The organism is Streptomyces sp. NPDC008313 (assembly GCF_042956125.1).
In the GTDB taxonomy this organism is placed as follows: Bacteria; Actinomycetota; Actinomycetes; order Streptomycetales; family Streptomycetaceae; genus Streptomyces.
Map to the genome: position 1 here is coordinate 1 of NZ_JBIBFR010000020.1, position 20,076 is coordinate 20,076.

Here is a 20,076-nt window from a genome sequence, read left to right on the forward strand (position 1 = left end):
CCACCCCCCAGGTCATTCCTTCGACAGGGGGACACAGTCATGCCGAGCCCGGAGGCCAGCGGCCCCGTTGCAGGACCGCGAAAAAGATAACGGGGAGGGCCCGGACCGCCGCTCTCGGGCGAGTCTCTTCCCGGCGGTACCGGAAGCTCGGCGGCCCCGGCGGCCCCGGCGGTCCCGGAGTCTCGGCGACCCGATGTTCCCTCACTCGTGCGAGGGTGGGCCTGGACCGTTCGGCGCCAGGGCGGTCGGGAAGGTGCGGAGCGCGGACGGACGCGCCGCCAGTCGGCCGAGGAGAGCAGGGCATGGAAGGACCGGACACGGAGAAGGCTCGCGGGCAGCGGCCCCTGACGACAGCGGCCGCGCTCGGCGACGCGCTGGAGGCGATCGGGGCCGGCGCCTACGTCGTCGACGAGCAGGGCCGCATCCTCGCCGTCAACTCCCGCGCCGGGCAACTCCTGGACCGGCCCGCCGACGACCTCGTCGGCCACGACGCGCACGATCTGCTGCACCGGGACCCTCACGGCCAGCCCCTGCCGAGGAGCCAGTGCCGTATGCGGCAGCCCTTCCACGCCGGGCGCGCGGCGCAGGCGGAGGAGGACCACTTCGCACGCGGCGACGGCTCCGTGCTGCCCATTTCGTGGCTGATAGCCCCCTTCGAGTTCACCGGCCACCGGCGCGGCACACTCGTCGTCTTCCACCCGTGGCAGCCACGGGAGACCGGCGCGCGGCCGGAGCCGGATGCCTCGCTGCTGACGGAATTCGAACGGCTCGCGCTGCTGGCCGCGACCACCACCCAGCTGACCTCCACGCTCGACGTCGAGGAGGCGCTGCGGCGGCTGGTGTCCCTGGTGGTGCCCAGGCTGGCGGACTGGGTCGTCATCGACCTGATCACGGAGCGCGACGAGGTGTGGCGCCACGTCGTCGTCGAGGCGGACGGCGGCGCCCTGGTGAGCCACGAGGAACTCCAGGGACCGATGCCACCCGTCCCCGCGGAATCCCCGATGCCCCTGTCCAGAGCCCTGCGCGGGGTCGCCTCGACCGTGGCCGGCCCGCAGACCTACCAGGGACCCCCGGACTCCGGCATCGCGGTCGAACAGCGCCGCATGTTCGAAGCCACCGGCATTCACTCCGCGGCCATCGCCCCCATCCGCAGCACGCGCCAGGTCCTCGGAGCCCTGACCCTGGGCCGCGCCAAGCAGAAGGGCGACTACCGCGCCGCCGACCTCCCCCTGATCGAGGACATCGCCCGCCGCGCCGGCCTCGCCCTGGACAACGCCCGCCTCTACCAGCGCCAGCGCAAGGTCGCCGAGACCATGCAGAACCACCTGCTGCCCCAGATGCCGCGCGTGCCCGGTCTGCAGATGACGGTCCGCTACCTGCCCGCGCCCCACGCCTCGCAGGTGGGAGGCGACTGGTACGACGCCTTCTCCCTTTCCGACGGCGCCACCGCGCTGGCCGTCGGCGACGTCGTCGGGCACGACCTGGAGGCCGCGGCCGGCATGGCACAGGTGCGCAACATGCTCCGTGCCTACGCCTGGGCCCTGCAGGAGCCCCCGAGCAGGATCGTCGAACGCCTCGACGAGGCGCTCATGCACATCACCGACGTCACCATGGCCACCATGATCTTCGCCCGGCTGGAGGAGACGGCCGACGGCCCGTGGAAACTGACCTGGACCGACGCCGGCCACCCGCCGCCCCTCCTGATCAGCCACGACGGGCTGGCGGAGTACCTCACCGACGGCCACGGCATCCTCCTCGGCACCGGGGTCCGTACGCCGCGCACCGACGGCACCTTCCTGTTGCCGCCCGGGTCCACCCTCGTGCTGTACACCGACGGCTTGATCGAAGAATCCGGCCACACACTCGACGAGGGCCTGGGACGACTGCGCCGGCACGCCGCCGCCCTCGCCCACCGCCCACTGGCCTCCTTCACCGACCAACTGCTGCGCCGCGTCCGCCCCGCCGCCAACGACGACGACGTCGCGATCCTCGCCCTCAGGACACCGGCCGCACCCTGACGTTCACCTGGCGGAGGACGCGGAGGCGCACCACCATCCCGCCGGGGTCCTCGTACCGCGTGGAGTACCGGGGACGAGCACGCCCGCACGACCTCCACTGAGCCGCGGCGTCCGCCGACGGCCACCGCCGCCTCGACGGCAGGCCGCGTTGTCAGTGGCGGATGCGAGGCTTCGGGGCATGGATGAGCTGGAGTTCTTGCGCGGCCGGGTCTACGGCGCCGACCACGACGACGCCGGTCCCCGGCCAGGGCGCAGCTACGCGCAACTGGTGGGCGGCCCGCTGGACGGCCTTCTCCTGGACGTCACGGACCGGCCCGGCCACGAGACGCGGGAGGCCGTGGGACTGCCCACCGAGATGGGTCACTACGGCCCCGGCGGCCGCGCCCTGTACGCGCCCCGGCCGGGGGACGGGCGCAGGTACGACTGGCGCGGCGACGCGCCTTGACCCACGCCCTTCCGCCCCGTGCCCGTCGGCCCGGCGTGCCCCTCGGCCCGCCCATCCGGCCGGCGGCTCGGCGCCGTCGCGTGAGAAGCGGAGCTGTGAAGGTCTGAGTGAAGGTCTGCGCAGGAAGCGGCGGATTTGCCGACGGTGCCTTGCGCGCGGCGTGGAGCGTTGAGTAACTACGTGTTCCATGAACCTTTTCAGCCGTAGCTCGGCACCCCGGCGCGCGGCGGCACAGAGTCCTTCCCCGTCCGTGGCTCCGGCGGCATCCGCCGCCGGAGCCGTGCTCGATCCGGCGCTGGCGGCCCTTACCGGAGAGTGGATGGTCGACCCCGCCCACAGCAGGATCGGGTTCTCCGTGCGTCACGCCATGGTGACGACGGTGCGCGGTGCCTTCGCACAGTACGAGAGCCGTCTTTTCTTCGACGGCCGCAATCCCGCCCGGTCACGGGCCGAGATCGTGCTGTCCACCGCCAGCGTCGAGACGGGGGTGGAGCAGCGCGACGCCCACCTGGTCGGCCGCGACTTCCTGGACGCGGCGCGGTTTCCGAAGATGACCTTCACCAGTACCGCGGTGCAGCTCGCCGGCAAGGACGTCTACCGCATGATCGGTGACCTCACCATCAAGAACGTCACCCGGCCGGTGGTCCTGGAACTCACCTACATCGGTCACGTCACCGACCCGTTCGGCTACGAGCGGGCGGGCTTCGACGGCACCACCACCATCAACCGGTCCGACTGGGGACTGACCTACAACGCCCGGCTGGCCGAGGGCGGAGCCATGGTGAGCGAGAAGGTCCGCCTCCAGTTCGACATCGCCGCCATCCGTACCCCCTCCGCCCCCTGACGGGGCGACCGGCCCGCCGCGCACCGGCGATCCGCGCTTGACGGGGCGTGCGGCGGGAGGCGAGGCTGTGCCTGCCTGCGGGGGAGCGGGCACTTCACAGGGGGACGCATGACTGAGCGGCATATGACTGATCTCGATCTCTGGGCGCACGGGGCCTTCCTGATCGCCCTTCTCGGATTCGTCGCGGCGTTGTTCACCGGCCTGCCGCTGTGGCTCCTGCTCCCGTCGTTCCTCGTCATGGTGCCGAGCGTCGTCGTGATGTGGATCGAGAAGCCGAAGCGGCGCCCGTGACGCCTGACTCGCCCACGTCGTAGGGAGACCTGCGGGCCGGCGCCTCAAGGCCCTGGCCCGCGGTCCGTACGCCGCGGTCTGCCGGGTCAGCTCGCGTCGAGGAACGCGGCGACCATGGCGGCGAACTCGTCCGGCGTGGCCAGCCGGACGCCGAGGGTCTCGGCCTTCGCGCGCTTGGAACCGGCGTTCTCGCCCGCGACGACGAGCGCGGTCCTCTTGGAAACGCTGGAGGAGGAACGGCCCCCGGCGCGCTCGATCAGTTCGTTGACCTGATTGCGGGTCAGCTTCTCCAGCGGGCCCGTCATCGCGCCCGTGACCACCACGGTCATCCCCTCCAGCGGGCCGCCCGGCGCCACTCCGGGCGCGCCGGCGGGCGCGCCGTCCGCGGGGATGCCGTCATCGGCCGGGGGAGGAGTGGCGCCCGGCTCGGTCATGTTGACACCCGCGGCGGCAAGCCTGTCGATCAGCGGGGCCAGCTCGGCGAGTTCGGCCACGACGGAGGGGGCCTTCTCGGTGCCGATGCCCTCGACCCGCTGCATCGCCTCGGCGTCGGCGGCGCGGACGTTGTCCATGGTGGCGAAGCACCGCGCGATCCGGCGCGACATGGACCGGCCCGTGCCACGCACACCCAGGGCGCACAGCACCCGGGAGAGGGGCTGCCTCTTGGCGGCGCCGATCGCGGCCAGCAGATTGTCGGTACTGGTCTCGCCCATCCGCTCCAGGCCGAGCAACTGCTCGCGCGTGAGCGTGAACACGTCCGCGAGGTCGGCGACGAGACCGGCCTCGACCAGCTGTACGACGCGCGTGCCGCCCAGCCCCTCGATGTCGAGCTGATCGCGGCCGACGGCGTACGCGAGGGACGCCACGAGATGGCAGTTGCGGCCCTGCTCGCAGCGCCAGCGCTCCTGGGACGCGTCGATGCCCGAACCGCAGCGCGGGCACGCCTCGGGGAACACGATCGGCTGCTCGTCGCCGGTGCGCAGATGCGCGACCGGGGCCTCGACGCGCGGGATCACGTCACCGGCGCGATGGACCATGACGGGGTCACCCAGGCGCAGATCACGGCGGGTGATGTCGGCCGGGTTGTGCAGGGTGGCGTACGTGATGGTGGAGCCGTCGATCTCGACCGGTTCGAGCACGGCGCGCGGGGCGATGATGCCGGTCCGCCCGACGTTCCACTCCACCTCCAGCAGGCGGGTGATCTTCTCCACGGCAGGGAGCTTGTACGCGATCGCCCACCGCGGCGCCCTGGAACCGGATCCCGCCGCCCGCTGGTCGGCGGCCAGATCCGCCTTGACGACGATTCCGTCGATCCCGAACGGCAGCTCGGCGCGGAGCCGGCCGATCTCCTCGATCCGGGCGACGACCTGCTCGGCGGTGGCTGCGGTGGTGCCGGGCACGGCGGTCGTCGCGGGGGTGTTCACGCCGAGGGCGGCGGATCTCCGCATCAGCTCACTGTGCGGGAGTTCGCCCAGTTCCCCGGCGAGTACGGGATCGGTGTCAGGGGTGGGCAGCAGACCGTATCCGAAGAACGTCATCGGCACCGTGTAGGCGCGCTCCTTGGCCCGCAGGGTGCCGGCGGCCGCGTTGCGCGGGTTGGCGAACGGCTGCCCGCCGTGGGCGGTGCGGACCTCGTTGGCGTGCTCGAACTGGGCCGTCGTCATGAGGACTTCGCCGCGGACCTCCACCGTGACGGGTTCGGCCAGCGTGTCCGGCAGGCCCTCGACGGTGCCGATGGCGTGGGAGACGTCCTCCCCCGCCGTCCCGTCCCCGCGGGTGATCAGCCGGGTCAGGCGGCCGTTGCTGTAGCGGGCGGCGATCGCGAGGCCGTCCAGCTTCGGCTCGACGCTGAACCGCTCCACGTCGTGGCCGATCCGCCGGGCCACCGACGCCGTCCACGCCGCGAACTCCTCGGCGGAGAACACGTTGTCGAGGCTGAGCATCGCGACCGTGTGCGGCACGTCGCCCTCGGCGGCCCCGCCGGCGACCTTCCCCGTCGGCGAGTCGGGCCGTATCCCGTCGGGATGCCGGGACTCCCACTCGGCGATCGCGCGCACCAGCCGGTCGTAGGTGTCGTCGTCCAGCGGCGAGGTGCCGCCCGCGTAGTAGGCGGCACAGGCCCGCACGGCGTCCTCGACGGCCTGCGCGTAGGCGGTGGCGTCCACGATCACGGCTGCGTGTGTTGTCATGACGAGCATCCTGCCTGTCACCACTGACAACGGACCGGGACGGCGGCGGGAGGGGGCGGCGCGTGGGCGTCTCCCGCCGGTGCCGCGGGTCCCGTCAGCCGCCGAGAAGGCCGGTGACCTGTCCGCGTACCGCCTCTCGCGCGGCAGCGGGCAGCGCGCCGAGGTCCGTACGCCCGAGGGTGGCGAGAACCTCGCCGACGCCGGTGCCGGCGTCGAGGACGGTGCTCTCGCCGATCACCTCGTAGCCGTCGCGGACCGCGACCCGCAGGCGGCTTCGTCCGCCGCCCTCGGCGTGCACCGCGGCGGCGACGACCAGCGGCGGCGGGCCGCCCGGGTCGCCGGGCAGCTTGCGGTACGCGCTCGCGAGCGGCCGGCGCCAGCGGAGGCTGAGCAGGAGGTGGTTCTTGGCCAGCAGCTCGGCCAGGTCGGTCTCGTGGACGCCGTCGGCCTCCAGGACCGTGGCCCGGGCGTCCAGGACGAGCGCGGCGGGCAGCAGGCAGCGCAGGGTGCTGCCGACGAGGTTGCCGCCCACGGTGGCGGCCCTGCGGACGGCTCCGGTGCCGACGGAGGCCGCCGCTCGGTGCAGCACCTCCGGCACGCGATCGTCGATCCGGTTCAGCACCACGGCCGCGCCGAGCGTCTCACGCCCGAGGACGTTGGCCTCCGGCAGGTCGCGCAGTGACATGGCCTGTTCGGGGAACCCGTCGCGCTGCCAGGTGGCCCAGACGAGCGTCGCCCCGCCGATCGGCAGGGCTCCGTCCGTCAGGTACGTCTGGGCTTCGGACACGGACGTGGGCAGGCGCAACAGCACGGCACCGACCTGCTTTCCGGGGGAGGGGGCGGTGGGGAGCGGTGTTTCAGCCGCATGGCCGCTGACGGTGGAGGATTCTCCCGAGTCCCGTGGGGGCGCGTACAGGGCTCACCCCCGCACTGCGTGCGCTCCTCACGCGCCGGATCGCGGGCCGCCCCGCACCCGCGCGGCCCGGCCTTGTCGCCCGCGCCCCGCCACGGTCCCGGGCCTCGCTCCCGGCCCGTGTCCCGACGCCGTCCCCGGCCTCGCTCCCGGCCCGTGCCCCGGCCCCGGACCCGGCCGGGAGGCCGCCCAACCCGCTCTAGAATGCGAGGCGTCCACTTCCCCGGCGTGCGCGCGCAGTGCGTACCGCTCATGATGAAGCAGGTTCCCCGAATGACGCAGCGGTCCGGTCTCACGACGCCTTGGGTCCTCGCCCGCCTCGCCCAGGGCGCGGTCGCGGTGGCCGCCGTCGCCGACGTGTTCCGGGCCGTGGAGCTCCGCGACCAGCACGCGCACCGCACCGACGCGTCGTCGAGCGGCTCCGGGTTCGCGTCGATGGTGTTCGTGTACGTCATGACGGTGACGGTCGTGCTCTTCCTGATGTGGTTCACCCGCTGCCGCCGCATCGCGCGGGCTCTCGCCCCGGGTGCCGTGACCGGATCCGAACCGTGGGCCGTCGCCTCGTGGTTGATCCCCGTGATCAACCTCTGGGCGCCGCGGCGGCTCGTCCTCGAGGTCCGGGACGCGAGCGCGGGCGGAGCGTCCGGGAGGAGACGTGACGGGATCCTGGTGAACTGCTGGTGGGCGGCCTGGGCCGGGCACGCGGTGGTGACCGCGGTGACCCAGGCGGGCGACGGCGTCTCGATGCCCGCCCTGCTGCTGTCGGAGGCGCTGATGCTCACCGCCGCGGTGCTCGCGATCCTCGTCGTCCAGCGCGTCACGGGTCTGCAGAGCGCCGCGCTCTCCGCGGTCGCCGCCGGGGAGCCGGCCACCCTCGTCCGGCCGCCGCTGCCGGCACCTCAGGATGCGGACGGACCGCGCCCCTCGGCCGACGCCTCGACGTCGTCGTAGACGAGGAGACCGTCCTCGCGCAGGCGGGCGCCCGGGGTCGGGGTGTGGGCGGGGGTCCGGCCGTCGTGCATGAGGTGGCGGGCCGGCACCGAACGGGCGAGTACCGCGAAGTCCGCGATGAGACGGCGGTGACAGCGCCACCAGACCGCCTCGCCGCACATGACGGTCGTAGGGGCCGAGGCCGCCTCGCTCAGCAGCCGGCCCATGGCGGCGACGAACTCGTCGGTGCGGGTGTGCGCGGCGTAGCCGCGGAAGGAAGCGTTGCGCCACACGACGTCCGGGCTGTCGGGCGCGGGCCTGCGGAACCCGCCGAGCGCGGGCTCCCAGCGGTAGGCGATCCCGTACGAGGGCAGCCATTCCGTCAGCCGCTGCCGGGACACCTCGGGGTCGCGCCGGCTGCCGGGAGCGGTGCGCACGTCCACCACGGCCTCGATACCGGCGTCCCGCAGCAGACCGGCGATCTCCTCACGGGTCGCCGTGCCGTGCCCGAAGGTCCACAGTGACGTTTCCAAGGTCTCGGACCTCCCGCCGGTCGACGGAACTCGTGGTGCGGGGTTCCCGGTCCCGCCCATTGTCCCGGCCCGGCGGCGGGACCGCAGTCCGGGCCGGAGTCCGGGCCGCGGCCCGGGGCCGCGGACCGAGCGCGGCCGGAATGCGTTCCGCCTTCCGCATGTCGGCAGCGACGCGGGCCGGTACGCTGCCGGGCCCCGCACAGGTGTTCGCGGGGCGGGGGAGGGAGTATCCAGGGCATGAACGACGCCCGGGAAGTGACCTGCCGCCCTCCGCTGAAGGCGCCCTTGTGGTCCCTCGCCGCGTCGGGCGCCGCCGGTGCGGCCGTGGCCGTCGCGGGTGTGGTGCGCGGCGCCGGGATGCCGGGCGTGTGGCTCGGTGCCGGCCTCCTGTCGGCCCTGGTGGGCGTCCTGTCGCTCGACGCGGCCGTCGCCGCCGTGGACGCGGACGCCCGCGGACTGCGGGTCCGCAGGCTGTGGCGCCGGCGGACCGTGCCCTGGCACGACGTCACCGGCCTCGGCGTCCGGCTCGTGCACGCGCACCTGTCCCGGGCCCCGGCGAGCCGCCGCGTGAGCGTGCTGCTGCGCGACGGGCACCGGCTCACGCTGCCCCTTCCGGTGGGCAGGCCGCCGCGGGACACGGACTTCGACCGCACGCTGGACGGACTGCGTGAGCTGCACAGCCGTTTCGTGGAGCGCGTGCCGGATCACCTCCCCGTCGTCTCGTACCGCACCGCCGGGCACGGCTGGGCCGGGGCGGTGATCTGGTGCGTCCTGCTGCTCGCGTCCTCGGGCGTGGCCGCGTCGTTCGTCCCGGACGCGGCGTCCGACGAGCGGGCGTGGAAGTCGGCCGCTCCCTGCGCCGTCGCGGGGGGCGGGCCGCAGCCGGGGGGAGAGTGTCTGGCCACCCGGTCCGCCGTCATCGCGCGCACCGAGGCCAACCGGCCGAAGAAGTTCAGCTGGCTCTACTTCACCGACGGCCGGCCGCTGGAGCGGCTCGCGGTCGACCGCGACGCCGCTCTGGAGTTCCAGCCGGGCGACAGGGTCGAACTGACCGTGTGGCGCGGCGAGGTGAGGAAGGTCGCCGGTGCGGGGCACGTCTGGCGCCGGCACCGGGCCGGCGCGGGGGACGTCGCGGCACTCGCGGCCGCGCTGGCCCTGGCCGCCGGCTTCCCCGCCGCTCAGGTGCTGCTGCGGCTGCGCGGAAGGCGGCTGCCCGACGACGAGGTCCTGCCGTCCGTGCTCCCGTTCGCGGGCGTGCTCGTGGCCACGGCCCTGTGGCTGCTCCCGCTCCGCTACCTCCACCCCACCTCCCTCACCGGCTCTCCCGGCACGGTCGTCTGGCTGACCGCGGGTTCACTGGTCACCCTGGGGCTCCTCGCCGCGGCCTGGCACGCCACCCGGGTCCGCACACCCACCGGGTCCGAGGCGACCGAGGGGACGGCGGAGGCGGGAACGGACGTGTTCGTCACCGCGCGGTTCCTCGAACACACCGACTACAACCCGCACGGCTTCGGCACCCACGTCGTCCTCGGCGGCGGCCCGCCCGCCGTCACGCCGCACGCCGGCCCGGGACGGTTCGCGCAGAAGCGGATCCCGGTGGAGCGGCTGACCGTGACGCACGTGCGGCGTGCCCGGGGCGACGACGGCGACAGCGTGCCCAGGAGCTGGCACATCGCCGAACTCGACGACGCCGGTGAACCGGTCCGTCTCGCGGCGGCCCCGGACGACCTGACCCGCGTCATCGGCGCGCTGCGCCTCGCGCAGCCGGCCACCCGCCCTCCGGACCCCGGACCGTGACGGGCCCTCACACGAACACCGCGGAGCCCCCGTCCGCCTCTCGCACCGTGACGCGGAGCCGGACCGCGAGCGGACCCGCCTCCCGCACCGCCGGGTGCTCGGCGGCCAGGACGGTCACGGAGAGGCCGGGCAGGGCGTGGAGGGGCCCCAGACGGACGGCGGGGCCGGGGCCGAACCCGAGGTCGAGGGTCAGCCGGCGCAGCGAGGGGAACGTGGTGGCGAGTCCGTCGAGATCCGGGTCGTCGAGGAGGTCGGGCAGCGTGAGGGAGTGGACCCGGGGGAGCGGGGGGAGGCCGCGGAGTTCCTCCGAGGGCCGCGCGAGCGGGAGCTGCAGCGCGCGGAGCCTGGGCAGTTCGGCCAGCTGTGTGAACAGTTCGGCGAGAGGCGTGGGCTGCCGGACGGCGAGGCCGCGCAGACCGGTCCAGCGGTGCAGGGTGTCCACCTGGAGGTCCTGGCTGGACACCGACAGCCGGGCCACGGAGGGGTGAGGCGGCGGAAGCTGCGCGTACTGCCCGATCGGCAGCCCGTCGAAGCGCAGTTCCCGCAGCTCGCTCATGGTGGGGACGACGTCCAGGTCCTCGGGGAGCAGCAGTGACGCGTCCAGGGACAACTTCACGAGGGGGGAGCCCGCGAGGACGGAGATGTCCCGGATCCCGGCGGCCGGATCCACGGTCAGATGCCTGATGTCCGGGCGCCCGTGCAGGAACGACAGGTCGGTGAGGGCCGGATTGCCGGTGATCGTGAGGGTGCCGATCGAGGTGTGCGGCAGATACCGGCGCAGCTGGGCCGCCGGGAAAGGCCCCTCCGTCACGACCCGCGTGAGCGGACCGAGGTGGCTCAGATTGCGCAGCATGTGGTCCCGGTTGACCAGGATCTCCACGTCGTCCAGCCGCATCGTGGCGAGCACTTCACGGGCGTAGGGCCCGGCCGGGAAGTCCCCCCAGGCCGACGCCAGGAACTGGCGCAGCAGCGGGCTGGGCTGGGCCGCGTACGCGCGTACGAGGGGAAGGCACCGGGGGGTGCCGATCCTGGTCAGGGTCGTGGCGACGAAGAGCTGCACGTGCTCGGGGATCCCCTCGGGCCCGGGGAGGATCGGCAGGACGTAGGCGCCCAGCCGGGCCACCTCGATCGCCTGGACGACGTCCTTGGGCGGCATGAAGGCCTTGAGGCGCTCGGCGACTGCCTCGCGTTTCTCCTGTGGCAGGAAGACCGCCTCCGCCGCGCAGCTCGCCGCGAGGAGATGGAGGTTCCACCGCTGGTGCCCCTCCTGGGCGTCGCCCTGGGCCATCAGGTGGTCGACGACCTTCTCGACCTCGGCGGTCCGGCAGTGGCCGATCGACAGCAGGACGACGTCCTGCCAGTCCTCCTGGGCGGCGTGGCCGAGCAGTTCCCGCAGGCAGTCGCTGTCCTGGAACTCCCGTGCCGCGAGGTAGTCCTGGAAGGTGCGGTGGATGAACTGGATGCTGTCCTCGCCGCGTTCCTCCAGTACCCCGCTGCGATTGAGCATGTGCCGCAGGACGGCGTCGACAGGGGCCTGGACCTCGGGCATGCCGCTGAGTACCGGCAGCAGTTGTCCCGCGGCCTGCTCGTGGGAGAGCTGCGACTGGCCGTTGCGCACCAGCCACACGGCGATGCGCTGCAACAGCAACTGGTGTCGCTCGGGCGCGAGTTCGATCCCCTCGGGCTCGGAGATCAGACGCTGGGTGTCGCGTTTGCCGAGCAGCATCTTCAGCGCCGCCGTGTACAGCTCGGGGCGGCTCACCGGCAGGTCACCGCGATTGCGGCGGTGCAGGGCGCAGATGACGGCGCAGAGCAGCGGCGTCCTGGCGAGGTTGCGCAGCGCCGGGCTGCTCGTGAACTTGGCCTTCAGGGCGGCTTCCAGCGTGGAGAGGGCTCCGCGCTCGTCGTCGGACAGCGTCGGCTCCAGACGGGCGGTGTCGTGCCAGGCGTGCACGAAGGCCTGGATGTCGGTGTCCCGCATCGGCAGCAGACGCAGTTCCCGGAAGCCGTCCCGGCCCATCCAGTCGGCCTCCACGGCGAGCGGTCGCACGGTGACGAGGCAGTGCAGGCCGGGGAACTCGGCCAGCAGGTCGGCGAGCCACCGGCGGGCCTCCTCGCGGTCGTGCCGGGGGACCTCGTCCAGGCCGTCCACGAGCAGCAGTCCCCGCCCCGACTCCAGGACCCTGCGGACCCATCCCCGGGGCGCCTGGTCCGTCATCAGCCGGGCCGCGCGGTCGAGTTCGCCGGGCCGGGGGAAGCCGCCGCCGGTCGCCCGGAGGCTGCGCATCGGGACGACGAACGGCACCAGTCCGTTGAGGGGGGCGAGGTTGCCGCCGAGTGTGCCGACGCCTGCGTGCGAGGCGAGCCACCACACCAGGGTCGTCTTGCCCGCGCCGGCCTCTCCCCGCAGCAGTACGTGCGGCCCCGCCTCCGCCAGCAGGTCGTCCACGCGCCGCGGGCGGGCGGGCACGCCTCCGGTCCCCGGCGCGCGGGGGGCCGCCTCCGCCTCCAGGTGCAGGTAGGCCGTGTCCAGGTCCCAGCGGGACTCGTGGGTGGCCAGTTCGTCCAGCCCGATGATGTCGATCTTGCGGTAGCGGTTCTTGACCGCCCGCCGGTACTGACGCTCGAACACCTCGTCGCGGCGGTGCGTCTCGAAGACGTCCTCCGTACGCGGGGGCAGCAGTCCGGCGTCGGCCGTGCCCGACATCCGCAGTTGCTCCGCGTCGACGTCGGTCGCCTCGATCCGCATGTGGTCGCGCCCCCGGGGGACGGCCGTGACGATGCCGAGCAACACCCCGCCGGCGAAGACCGGGGCGCCGGACAGCCCGGCGAGCGGGGAGTAGCGGTCGTCCTTCTCCGCCACGGGCTTGCGGGAGAACTCGCAGACCATGACGTGCGGCCGCAGGCGGCCGGCCATGGGCAGCACGGTGACCTCGTACTGATCGCACTCGATGTCCCCGCTGACCGGGTCGCGCTGCACCTCGGGGAAGCCGATGATCTGGCAGTCGCCCAGGGGCTGGGAGGTGGCGATCCGGCCCAGCCGCGTCCGGCCGAGCGGCTGCAGGAAGTCGGGGCCCACCACCTCGTTGCGCGTCCGCAGCAGGGCGAGGTCGCGGACGGTGTCGATCCAGCGCACCTCGCACGTGACCCACTCGGAGCTGTGGGGGTGGATGATCTCGGCGGTGCGCGGACTCTGTGTGGGGACCACCACGAGCTTGGGCGGCACCCGCCGGAGGTCCGAGATGTTCTCCGGATGCCGCACCCGGGCCCGGGGAGGGCCGGTCAGCACATGGGCGGCGGTCAGGATGTGCCGGGGGCCGATCAGGACCCCGGTGCCCTGGACGGCTCCGCCGACCAGGACGACCCGGTCGGCCGACGACGTGGCGCGCACCATGGCCGGTCAGTGACCGGAGGCGCGCCCGAAGCGCGCCGTGCCGCCCGCGGCCGGGTTGCCCACGCTCCACGGGGCTCCCGTGCGGGCGTTCTTGGGCGTCAGGGTGAAGGACACCTTGTGGGTGCGCCCGGTGGAGCGTGTTGCGTCGACACCGGCGTCCAGGACCCAGGCGCGGACCTTGGCCCCGGCCTTCGTCTCCGAGCGCAGCTCGACGGTGAACTCCATCTGGATGTCGCCCACTTCGAAGGCCAGGTCCTGGCCCGTCGCCCGGCCGGCGGCGATGAGGAGCTGGTCGCGGACCGCCTGCACCGCGTCCGCCAGCTCGATGCCGTCCTCGGTCCCGTCACCGGTCATGGCGCCTCCCCCGAAACAGACCGTCCTCAGGCAGCGAATGTACAGGGAGTGACGCCCCGCGGTACGGCGAACGTGACAGTGCCCCGGCGCGGACCACCGCGCTCTCCGGGGCGGACGCCGTGACCGCCGCCCACGGAGCGGCCACGGCGTCCCACGCCGGGGGACGCGTACCGTGCGTGCCCGCCCCGCCGCGGCCGTCGGCGCGCGGCCGGGGGCGTCACGCGGCGGGCGTCACAGGAGGTCGGCGATGCGGTCCACCTGGTCCGGGTCGAGGCCGTAGCAGTAGAGCATGACCTCGTCGGCGCCGAGGTCGCCGAAGCCGGCGAGAGCGTCCCGGATCTCGGCGGGCGTGGTGAGCAGACCGGCGGTCATCCGGTCGGCCATGCCGGTGAACTCGTAGTACGCGTGCATGGCCGAGCGCGCCTGGTCGATCACGTCCGGCGGCCCGAGCGCCACGTTGACCTGCGCGACGAAGCGGGGTTCGCCCTCGCGGCCGTACTCCTTCCAGAATCCGCGTACGGTGTCGAACAGGCCGCCCGCCCAGGAGGGCGCCGCGGCGGCGAGGAAGCCGTCGCCCCACCGGGCGACGCGTTCGAGCGCGGCGGGCTTGAAGCCGCCGAAGAGCACCTCCGGGCCTCCGGGCCGGGCGGGCTCGGGCCCGATGGGGCCGACGCCGTCGCCGTAGGGCTCACCGGACCACAGGCGGCGCATCTGCGCCATCTGACTGTTCAGCCGCCGGCCGCGGGTGCGTATGTCGACGCCCGTGGCCAGGTGGTCGTCGTCCCGGCCGCCGATGCCGAGGCCGAGGACCAGACGGCCGCCGGTCATCCGGTCCAGCGTGGCGACCTGCTTGGCGAGCAGCGCGGTCTCGCGCAGCGGGGCGAGCAGCACCTCGGTCTGGACGCGGATCCGGGAGGTGGCGCCCGCGAGGACGGCGAGGGCGATCAGGGGCTCGGGGTTGTCGTAGACGAGACGGTCCAGCAGGCCGAGCGTGCTGAACGGGCCGGCGTCCGCGCGCCGGGCCCAGGTGAGCAGGGTGGTCGGGTCGCCGATGGGCAGACCGATACCGACGTTCATGGAAGGAAGTCCTCCGGAAGAAGGGTCGACAAAGATGGTGCCGCCCCTCCGGCACCTCGGTGAGGTGGGACGGTCCCGTTCTGCGGCGTGCTTCTGGGGGAACGTCTCGTCGGAGTGGTCCCCACAGTAGAGCGCGTCGCGTTCTCGGGCCACACCTTTTCGAGCCGTTTGCCGTCCGCCGCCCGCTGTGGGCGACTTCGCAGTCCGGTCGTCCGGTCGTCCGCGGCCCTGTCTGTCCACCGTCGCGCCTGCGGGGCGCTGCCGCCCAGGCTCCCTCCGCCGGGTGCGGCCGCCGACTCCGCATTGACAGGAGTCAGGTCGCGTCGGAATGCTCGGACCGGTATGGGAGAGCGCTCTCCCATGAGCGTGACGGGCGGACGAGGAGGCAGACGGGATGACCGATGACTGAAGAAGAACGCGCGCGACTGCTGGACAAGCTGGACCTGGGACAGCGGGTGCGGCTGCTCACCGGGTCCACTACATGGCGGACGTCCGCCCAACCCGCCCTGGGGCTGGGGGAGATGACGGTCTCGGACGGCCCCGTGGGCGTGCGCGGCGAGGCCTGGGACGAGCGGGACACCTCCGTGCTGCTGCCCTCCCCGTCGGCGCTCGCGGCGATGTGGGACGAGACCCTGGTGGAACGGCTCGGTGGCCTCCTCGCGACCCAGGCGCGGCGCAAGGGCGTGCACGTGGTCCTCGCGCCCACCCTCAATCTGCACCGCTCGCCCCTGGGCGGCCGTCACTTCGAGTGCTTCGCGGAGGACCCGGAGCTCACCGGCCGCACCGGCGCCGCACTGATCCGGGGCATCCAGGCCCACGGAGTCGCCGCCACGGCCAAGCACTACGTCGCCAACGACTCGGAGACCGAGCGGCTCACCGTCGACGTGCGCGTACGCGAGCGCGTGCTGCGCGAGGTGTACCTGGCGCCGTTCGAGGCGGCCGTGGGCGCCGGGGTCTGGCTCGTCATGGCCGGCTACAACCGCGTCAACGGCGTCACGATGACCGAGAACCCGCTGCTGGCCGAACCCCTCAAGGGGGAGTGGGGGTTCGACGGGGTCGTCGTGTCCGACTGGGGTGCGGTGCGCTCGACACGGGCCAGCGCGCTCGCCGCCCACGACCTGGCGATGCCGGGACCGCTAAGCCCCTGGGGCGAGGCGCTGGAGCGGGCGGTCGGCGACGGGGCCGTCCCCTCGGAGACCCTCGACGACAAGGCCCGCCGGATCCTGCGGCTCGCCGACCGGGTGGGCGTACTCGGCCAGTCCGCCCCCGCCCCGGCTGTCGCGGCCCGGGGTGCCGCGGCGCCGGGTGTCGCGGCCGGGCCGGGCCGCGGAGCCGGGCGCGACCTGCTGCGCCGGGCCGTGGCGGCCGGTTCGGTGCTGCTGCACAACGACGGTGTCCTGCCCCTCGACCCCGGCGCGCCGCGCGGCGTCGCGGTGATCGGCCGGCACGCCGCCCGGCCCCGGGCCCAGGGCGGCGGCAGCGCCGGGGTCTACCCGCACCACGTCGTCCCGCCCCTGGAGGGGATCCGCGGCGCGCTCGGGGACGCCCTCGTCCAGTACGCCCCCGGCCCCTGCCCGGGCGCCGCTCCCGCCCCGCTGGACGCGGCGGACTGCCGCGACCCCCGCAGCGGCGCCCCGGGCGTCCTGCTGCGCGTGCTCGACGCCGAGGGGCGCGAACTCGCCGCCGAACACCGCCTCACCGGGCGCCAGATGGAGCCGCCCGTGCCGCCGGGCGCGCACGCCGTCGAGATCAGCGCCCTCCTCACGCCGGGCACCGGCGGCGAGTGGACCTTCGGCGTCGGGGGCTTCGGCCGCATGACCCTCCGTGTGGACGGCCGCACCGTCGTCGACGGCACGTTCCCCCGCCAGACCGACGATCCCGCCGTCATCCATGTGAACCCGCCGTGCCGGTACGGGAGCGTGCGGCTGCCCGGCGGGCGCGCCGTGCGCGTGGTGGCCCGGCGTGAGCTGGCGCCCGACACGGGCCGCGCCGTCCTGGTGACCGCGGCGCCGCCTGCGCCGGACGACGCCGCGGCCATCGCCGGGGCGGTCGACGCCGCGCGCGGCCGCGACGCGGCGGTCGTCTTCGTCGGGACCACCGAGGACAGCGAGTCCGAGGGCCACGACCGTACCGGCCTCGCGCTCCCCGGCCGTCAGGACGAGCTGGTGCGCGCGGTGGCGGCGGCCAACCCCCGCACCGTGGTGGTCGTCAACGCGGGCGGCCCGGTCGAGCTGCCCTGGCGCGAGGACGTGGGCGCGGTCCTGCTGTCCTGGTTCCCCGGCCAGGAGGCGGGCCCGGGCCTCGCGGACCTGCTGTTCGGCCGTACGGAACCCGGTGGCCGCCTGCCCACCACCTGGGGAGCCGCCCTCGGCGACGCGCCGGTCCTCAGCACCCGGCCCGAGCGAGGGGTCCTGGAGTACTCCGAAGGACTCCACATCGGTTACCGCGGCTGGCTGCGCGCGGGGAGCCGCCCCGCGTACTGGTTCGGGCACGGACTCGGCTACACCGCGTGGGAATACGATGGACTCGTCGCGCCGGACGCCGCGGCCCCTGGTGCCGCGGCCCCCGACGCCACGGCCCTTGACGCCGCGGCCCCCGACGTCCTCGCGGGAGGCGGCTTCACCGTGCGCGTGCTGCTGCGCAACACGGGCGCCCGGCGCGGCCGTGAGGTGGTCCAGGTGTACCTGGCCAGGCCCGGCTCGGCGGTGGAACGCCCGGAGCGCTGGCTCGCCGGGTACGCGGCCGTCGAAGCGGACCCGGGCGAGCGGGTGACCGCCGTGGTGCGGGTGCCCGCCCGCGCGCTGCGCCACTGGTGCGTGGAGTCGGGCGGCTGGCGTACCGAGCCAGGACCGTGGCAGGTGCTCGCCGGCCGGTCGGCGGGCGACCTGCCGCTGACCTGCGCGGTGCGCGTCACCCAGCCCGGCCCCTGACGGGCTGGCGGGCGCGCGGGGGAGAGCGCTCTCCCCCCGCTCCCCCCCCGGACACCCGGAAGGAGCCGCCCCGTCGACGGGGCGGCTCCTTCGCTTCGCGCGTGCCGCTGCGCGTGATGTGTTCCGCGCGATGTCTTCCGCGCGTGGGATCAGCTGTAGACGCCGAACTCGTGGAGCGAGTATCCCCAGCCGGTGCCGCGTGCGGTCAGGTGCAGTCGCACGTAGCGGGTGGTCGTCGACACGTCGATGGTGTCGATGTCACCGTTGCCGTCGGTGGTGGAGTACACGGTCCGCCAGTTCGTCCCGTCGTCGGAGACCTGGGCCTCGTAGGCCTTGGCGTAGGCCGGGTCCCAGGTCAGCTGGAGCGTGCGGATCGCGGTACGCGCCTGGAGGTCGACCTGGATGGACTGCGGGTCGCTCCAGTCGCTGGCCCAGCGGGTGTCGGCCTTGCCGTCCGTGGCCTTGGTGGGCGTGCAGGGGCAGTCGCCGTACTCCGCCTGGTACGAGGAGGCGGTGGTCGGCTTGCCGAGGGCGACGTTCGTCCCGTTGACGGGTGGAGCGACGACCTTGACCGACTTGGTCTCGATGCCGGCGTTGCCCTTGCCGTCCCGTGCCTCGATGTAGACCTTCCACACGCCGAGCCTGTCGGGAGCGGTGACGGCGAACGTGCCGTTCCCGGTGGACCGCCACTTGGCCTCGACCAGGCCCTTGTCCCCGCTCGCGTAGTTGCCGCTGAGGAAGATCTTGTACTCGATCGGGTCGTTGTCCGGGTCGCGTACGTCGGCCCGGACGGTGAACTCGGCGCCGGCCGGGGCGGACGAGGCCGGTGACACGGTCATGCCGCTGATGACGGGAGGCGTGTTGTCGCCCGCGGTCGACCCCGAGTACGCCTTCTTCACGGCGTAGTACGACAGCCTCTTGAGGCCTCCCGACAGGACGTTGAACCACACCCCGCCGAAGTCGTGCTCGGTGCCGTAGTGGAAGAGGGTGGCGCCGAGGGCGACTCCCTTGTGCCCGGTGACGCAGTCCCACGCCTTGGTGTAGCCCTCGGCCTTCTGCACGTCGGTGGGCTCGTCCGGGATGCCGTTGGCGTCGTCGGGCACCTCCCACTCACCGGCGGGGCCGCCCTCGGTGATGATGTAGGGCTTGGTGTATCCGCCCTGCTCCCAGTCCTCCTGGACGCCGCAGATGTGGCCGTAGGAGTTCATCGCGTACAGGTCCAGGTCGGGCGCGTTGCGCTTGTAGTACGGCCAGGCCCCGGTCCAGGCGTCCGTCGAGGTGACGGGGTGGTCGGGGTCGATCGAGTGGATCTTCTTGGCGACGTCGTTGACGAACGACGTGTAGGCGTTGCGCTGCTTCTCCAGCTCGTCGCCGCTGTAGCAGTTCTGCAGGCCGAGGACCGATTCGTTGCCGACGTTCCACATCAGCGTGCCCGGGTGGCTCTTGTAGGCGTCCACCCACTTGGCGAACTCGGTGAGCGAGTTGTTCTTGTACGTCGTGTCGGTCACGTAGTCGACGCAGCCGCCGCTGCCCGGACCGCCGCCCGGCTGGAGCCAGAACCCGTTGATGACGCGGATGCCGTTGGCCGCCGCGCTGTCGAGCAGGGGCTTGGTGGAACCGTCGGTGCCCCAGGTGCGGATGGTGTTGACGCCCATGGACTTGAGGTCGGGCATGTACTTGGGGGCGTCCGCGATGGACGGACCCCAGGTGAACCCCTTGACCGTGTACGGCTGCCCGCCGACCCGCAGTTGCCAGTTGCCCTGCGAGCCGGTCACCTCGACCGCGCCGCCGGAGGTGGGCGGGGTGGTGCCGCCGTCGGAGCCGTAGACCCGGAACTCCCAGAGGGAGTAACCGTATCCGCCGGACCGGGCGGTGCCCAGCATCCGCACGTAGCGTCCGGAGCCCGACACGGCGAGGTCGTCGGTGCCGCCGTCGCCGCCCGTGACGGACTTCAGGGTCCTCCAGTCCGTGCCGTTGTCGGACGCCTGGATCTCGTACGCCTTGCCGTAGGCGGACTCCCAGTTGAGCACGACCCGGCTGAGGTCGTGGTTCGCGCCGAGGTCGACCTTGATCCACTGCGGGTCGCGCCACTCGCTGGCCCAGCGGGTCCCGGTCAGGTCGCCGTCGACGGCCGCGGCGGCGGAGTACCCGTCTCCCTCCTGCGACGAGGCCGTGGCGGTCTTGCCCTGTGACAGCAGCGTGTCGTCGGCGGCGCGCGCGGTCGACGCCGTCGCCAGGGAGAGGGACGACGCCAGCAGGGCGCCCAGCGTGACAGCCAGGGCCCCCGTTCGTGGTCGCCCGGACAGGACACGGAATCTCAACACTGCGGCTCCTGGGGGGAAGTGGGGCGTACGGGTGCGG

Annotated in this window: 14 protein-coding genes; 7 read left to right on the top strand and 7 right to left on the bottom strand. The window is 73.6% G+C overall.

The window, feature by feature from the left end:
• Positions 1-302 precede the first annotated feature (302 nt).
• The 4 genes from ACFY93_RS24960 (at position 303) to ACFY93_RS24975 (ending at position 3,598) form a co-directional block, all read left to right on the top strand.
• Positions 303-2,018, top strand: coding sequence for a SpoIIE family protein phosphatase (locus ACFY93_RS24960; protein WP_391362951.1), 1,716 nt, complete (start codon positions 303-305; stop codon positions 2,016-2,018).
• 178 nt (positions 2,019-2,196) lie between these two features.
• Entirely contained in the window at positions 2,197-2,463 is a 267-nt protein-coding gene (locus ACFY93_RS24965; RefSeq protein WP_391362953.1) for a hypothetical protein, read from the top strand.
• 187 nt (positions 2,464-2,650) lie between these two features.
• Positions 2,651-3,307, top strand: a complete 657-nt coding sequence (locus tag ACFY93_RS24970) for a YceI family protein (protein WP_391362955.1) — start codon at positions 2,651-2,653, stop codon at positions 3,305-3,307.
• A 123-nt stretch (positions 3,308-3,430) separates the two neighbouring features.
• The gene (locus ACFY93_RS24975; RefSeq protein WP_391362957.1) at positions 3,431-3,598 is read left to right on the top strand and encodes a hypothetical protein; all 168 of its coding nucleotides are present in this window, start codon (positions 3,431-3,433) and stop codon (positions 3,596-3,598) included.
• Positions 3,599-3,684: 86 nt separating this feature from the next.
• Here the strand turns inward: ACFY93_RS24975 and ligA are convergent, their stop codons facing one another.
• Positions 3,685-5,787 (bottom strand): NAD-dependent DNA ligase LigA, encoded by a 2,103-nt coding sequence (gene ligA, locus ACFY93_RS24980; RefSeq protein ID WP_391362959.1) that lies wholly within the window; start codon positions 5,785-5,787, stop codon positions 3,685-3,687.
• A gap of 94 nt (positions 5,788-5,881) precedes the next feature.
• Complete coding sequence (locus ACFY93_RS24985; RefSeq protein ID WP_391362961.1) at positions 5,882-6,598, bottom strand: FAD binding domain-containing protein; 717 nt, start codon at positions 6,596-6,598, stop codon at positions 5,882-5,884.
• Positions 6,599-6,973: 375 nt separating this feature from the next.
• Here ACFY93_RS24985 and ACFY93_RS24990 point away from each other — a divergent pair, with 375 nt between their 5' ends.
• The gene (locus ACFY93_RS24990; RefSeq protein WP_391362963.1) at positions 6,974-7,651 is read left to right on the top strand and encodes a DUF4328 domain-containing protein; all 678 of its coding nucleotides are present in this window, start codon (positions 6,974-6,976) and stop codon (positions 7,649-7,651) included.
• On the opposite strand, the gene ACFY93_RS24995 is transcribed toward ACFY93_RS24990, so the two are convergent.
• Complete coding sequence (locus tag ACFY93_RS24995) at positions 7,600-8,163, bottom strand: DUF488 family protein (RefSeq protein WP_391362965.1); 564 nt, start codon at positions 8,161-8,163, stop codon at positions 7,600-7,602. The two genes, ACFY93_RS24990 and ACFY93_RS24995, sit on opposite strands and share 52 nt — an antisense overlap.
• 237 nt (positions 8,164-8,400) lie before the next feature.
• Between ACFY93_RS24995 and ACFY93_RS25000 the strand changes: the two genes are divergently transcribed.
• Positions 8,401-9,960, top strand: coding sequence for a PH domain-containing protein (locus tag ACFY93_RS25000; RefSeq protein WP_391362968.1), 1,560 nt, complete (start codon positions 8,401-8,403; stop codon positions 9,958-9,960).
• A 7-nt stretch (positions 9,961-9,967) separates the two neighbouring features.
• Here the strand turns inward: ACFY93_RS25000 and ACFY93_RS25005 are convergent, their stop codons facing one another.
• The 3 genes from ACFY93_RS25005 to ACFY93_RS25015 all read right to left on the bottom strand — a co-directional run bounded on the left by ACFY93_RS25005 (position 9,968) and on the right by ACFY93_RS25015 (position 14,785).
• A complete protein-coding gene (locus ACFY93_RS25005) occupies positions 9,968-13,354 on the bottom strand; it encodes an NACHT domain-containing protein (RefSeq protein ID WP_391362970.1) in 3,387 nt (1,128 codons plus the stop codon).
• Between the two features lie 6 nt (positions 13,355-13,360).
• Positions 13,361-13,708 (bottom strand): trypco2 family protein, encoded by a 348-nt coding sequence (locus ACFY93_RS25010; protein WP_391362972.1) that lies wholly within the window; start codon positions 13,706-13,708, stop codon positions 13,361-13,363.
• Between the two features lie 231 nt (positions 13,709-13,939).
• A complete protein-coding gene (locus tag ACFY93_RS25015) occupies positions 13,940-14,785 on the bottom strand; it encodes an LLM class flavin-dependent oxidoreductase (protein WP_391362974.1) in 846 nt (281 codons plus the stop codon).
• Positions 14,786-15,186: 401 nt separating this feature from the next.
• Between ACFY93_RS25015 and ACFY93_RS25020 the strand changes: the two genes are divergently transcribed.
• On the top strand, positions 15,187-17,715 hold the full coding sequence (locus tag ACFY93_RS25020; RefSeq protein WP_391362976.1) for a glycoside hydrolase family 3 C-terminal domain-containing protein: 2,529 nt from the start codon (positions 15,187-15,189) through the stop codon (positions 17,713-17,715).
• A gap of 149 nt (positions 17,716-17,864) precedes the next feature.
• Here the strand turns inward: ACFY93_RS25020 and ACFY93_RS25025 are convergent, their stop codons facing one another.
• On the bottom strand, positions 17,865-20,039 hold the full coding sequence (locus tag ACFY93_RS25025; protein ID WP_391362978.1) for a discoidin domain-containing protein: 2,175 nt from the start codon (positions 20,037-20,039) through the stop codon (positions 17,865-17,867).
• Positions 20,040-20,076: the final 37 nt, after the last annotated feature.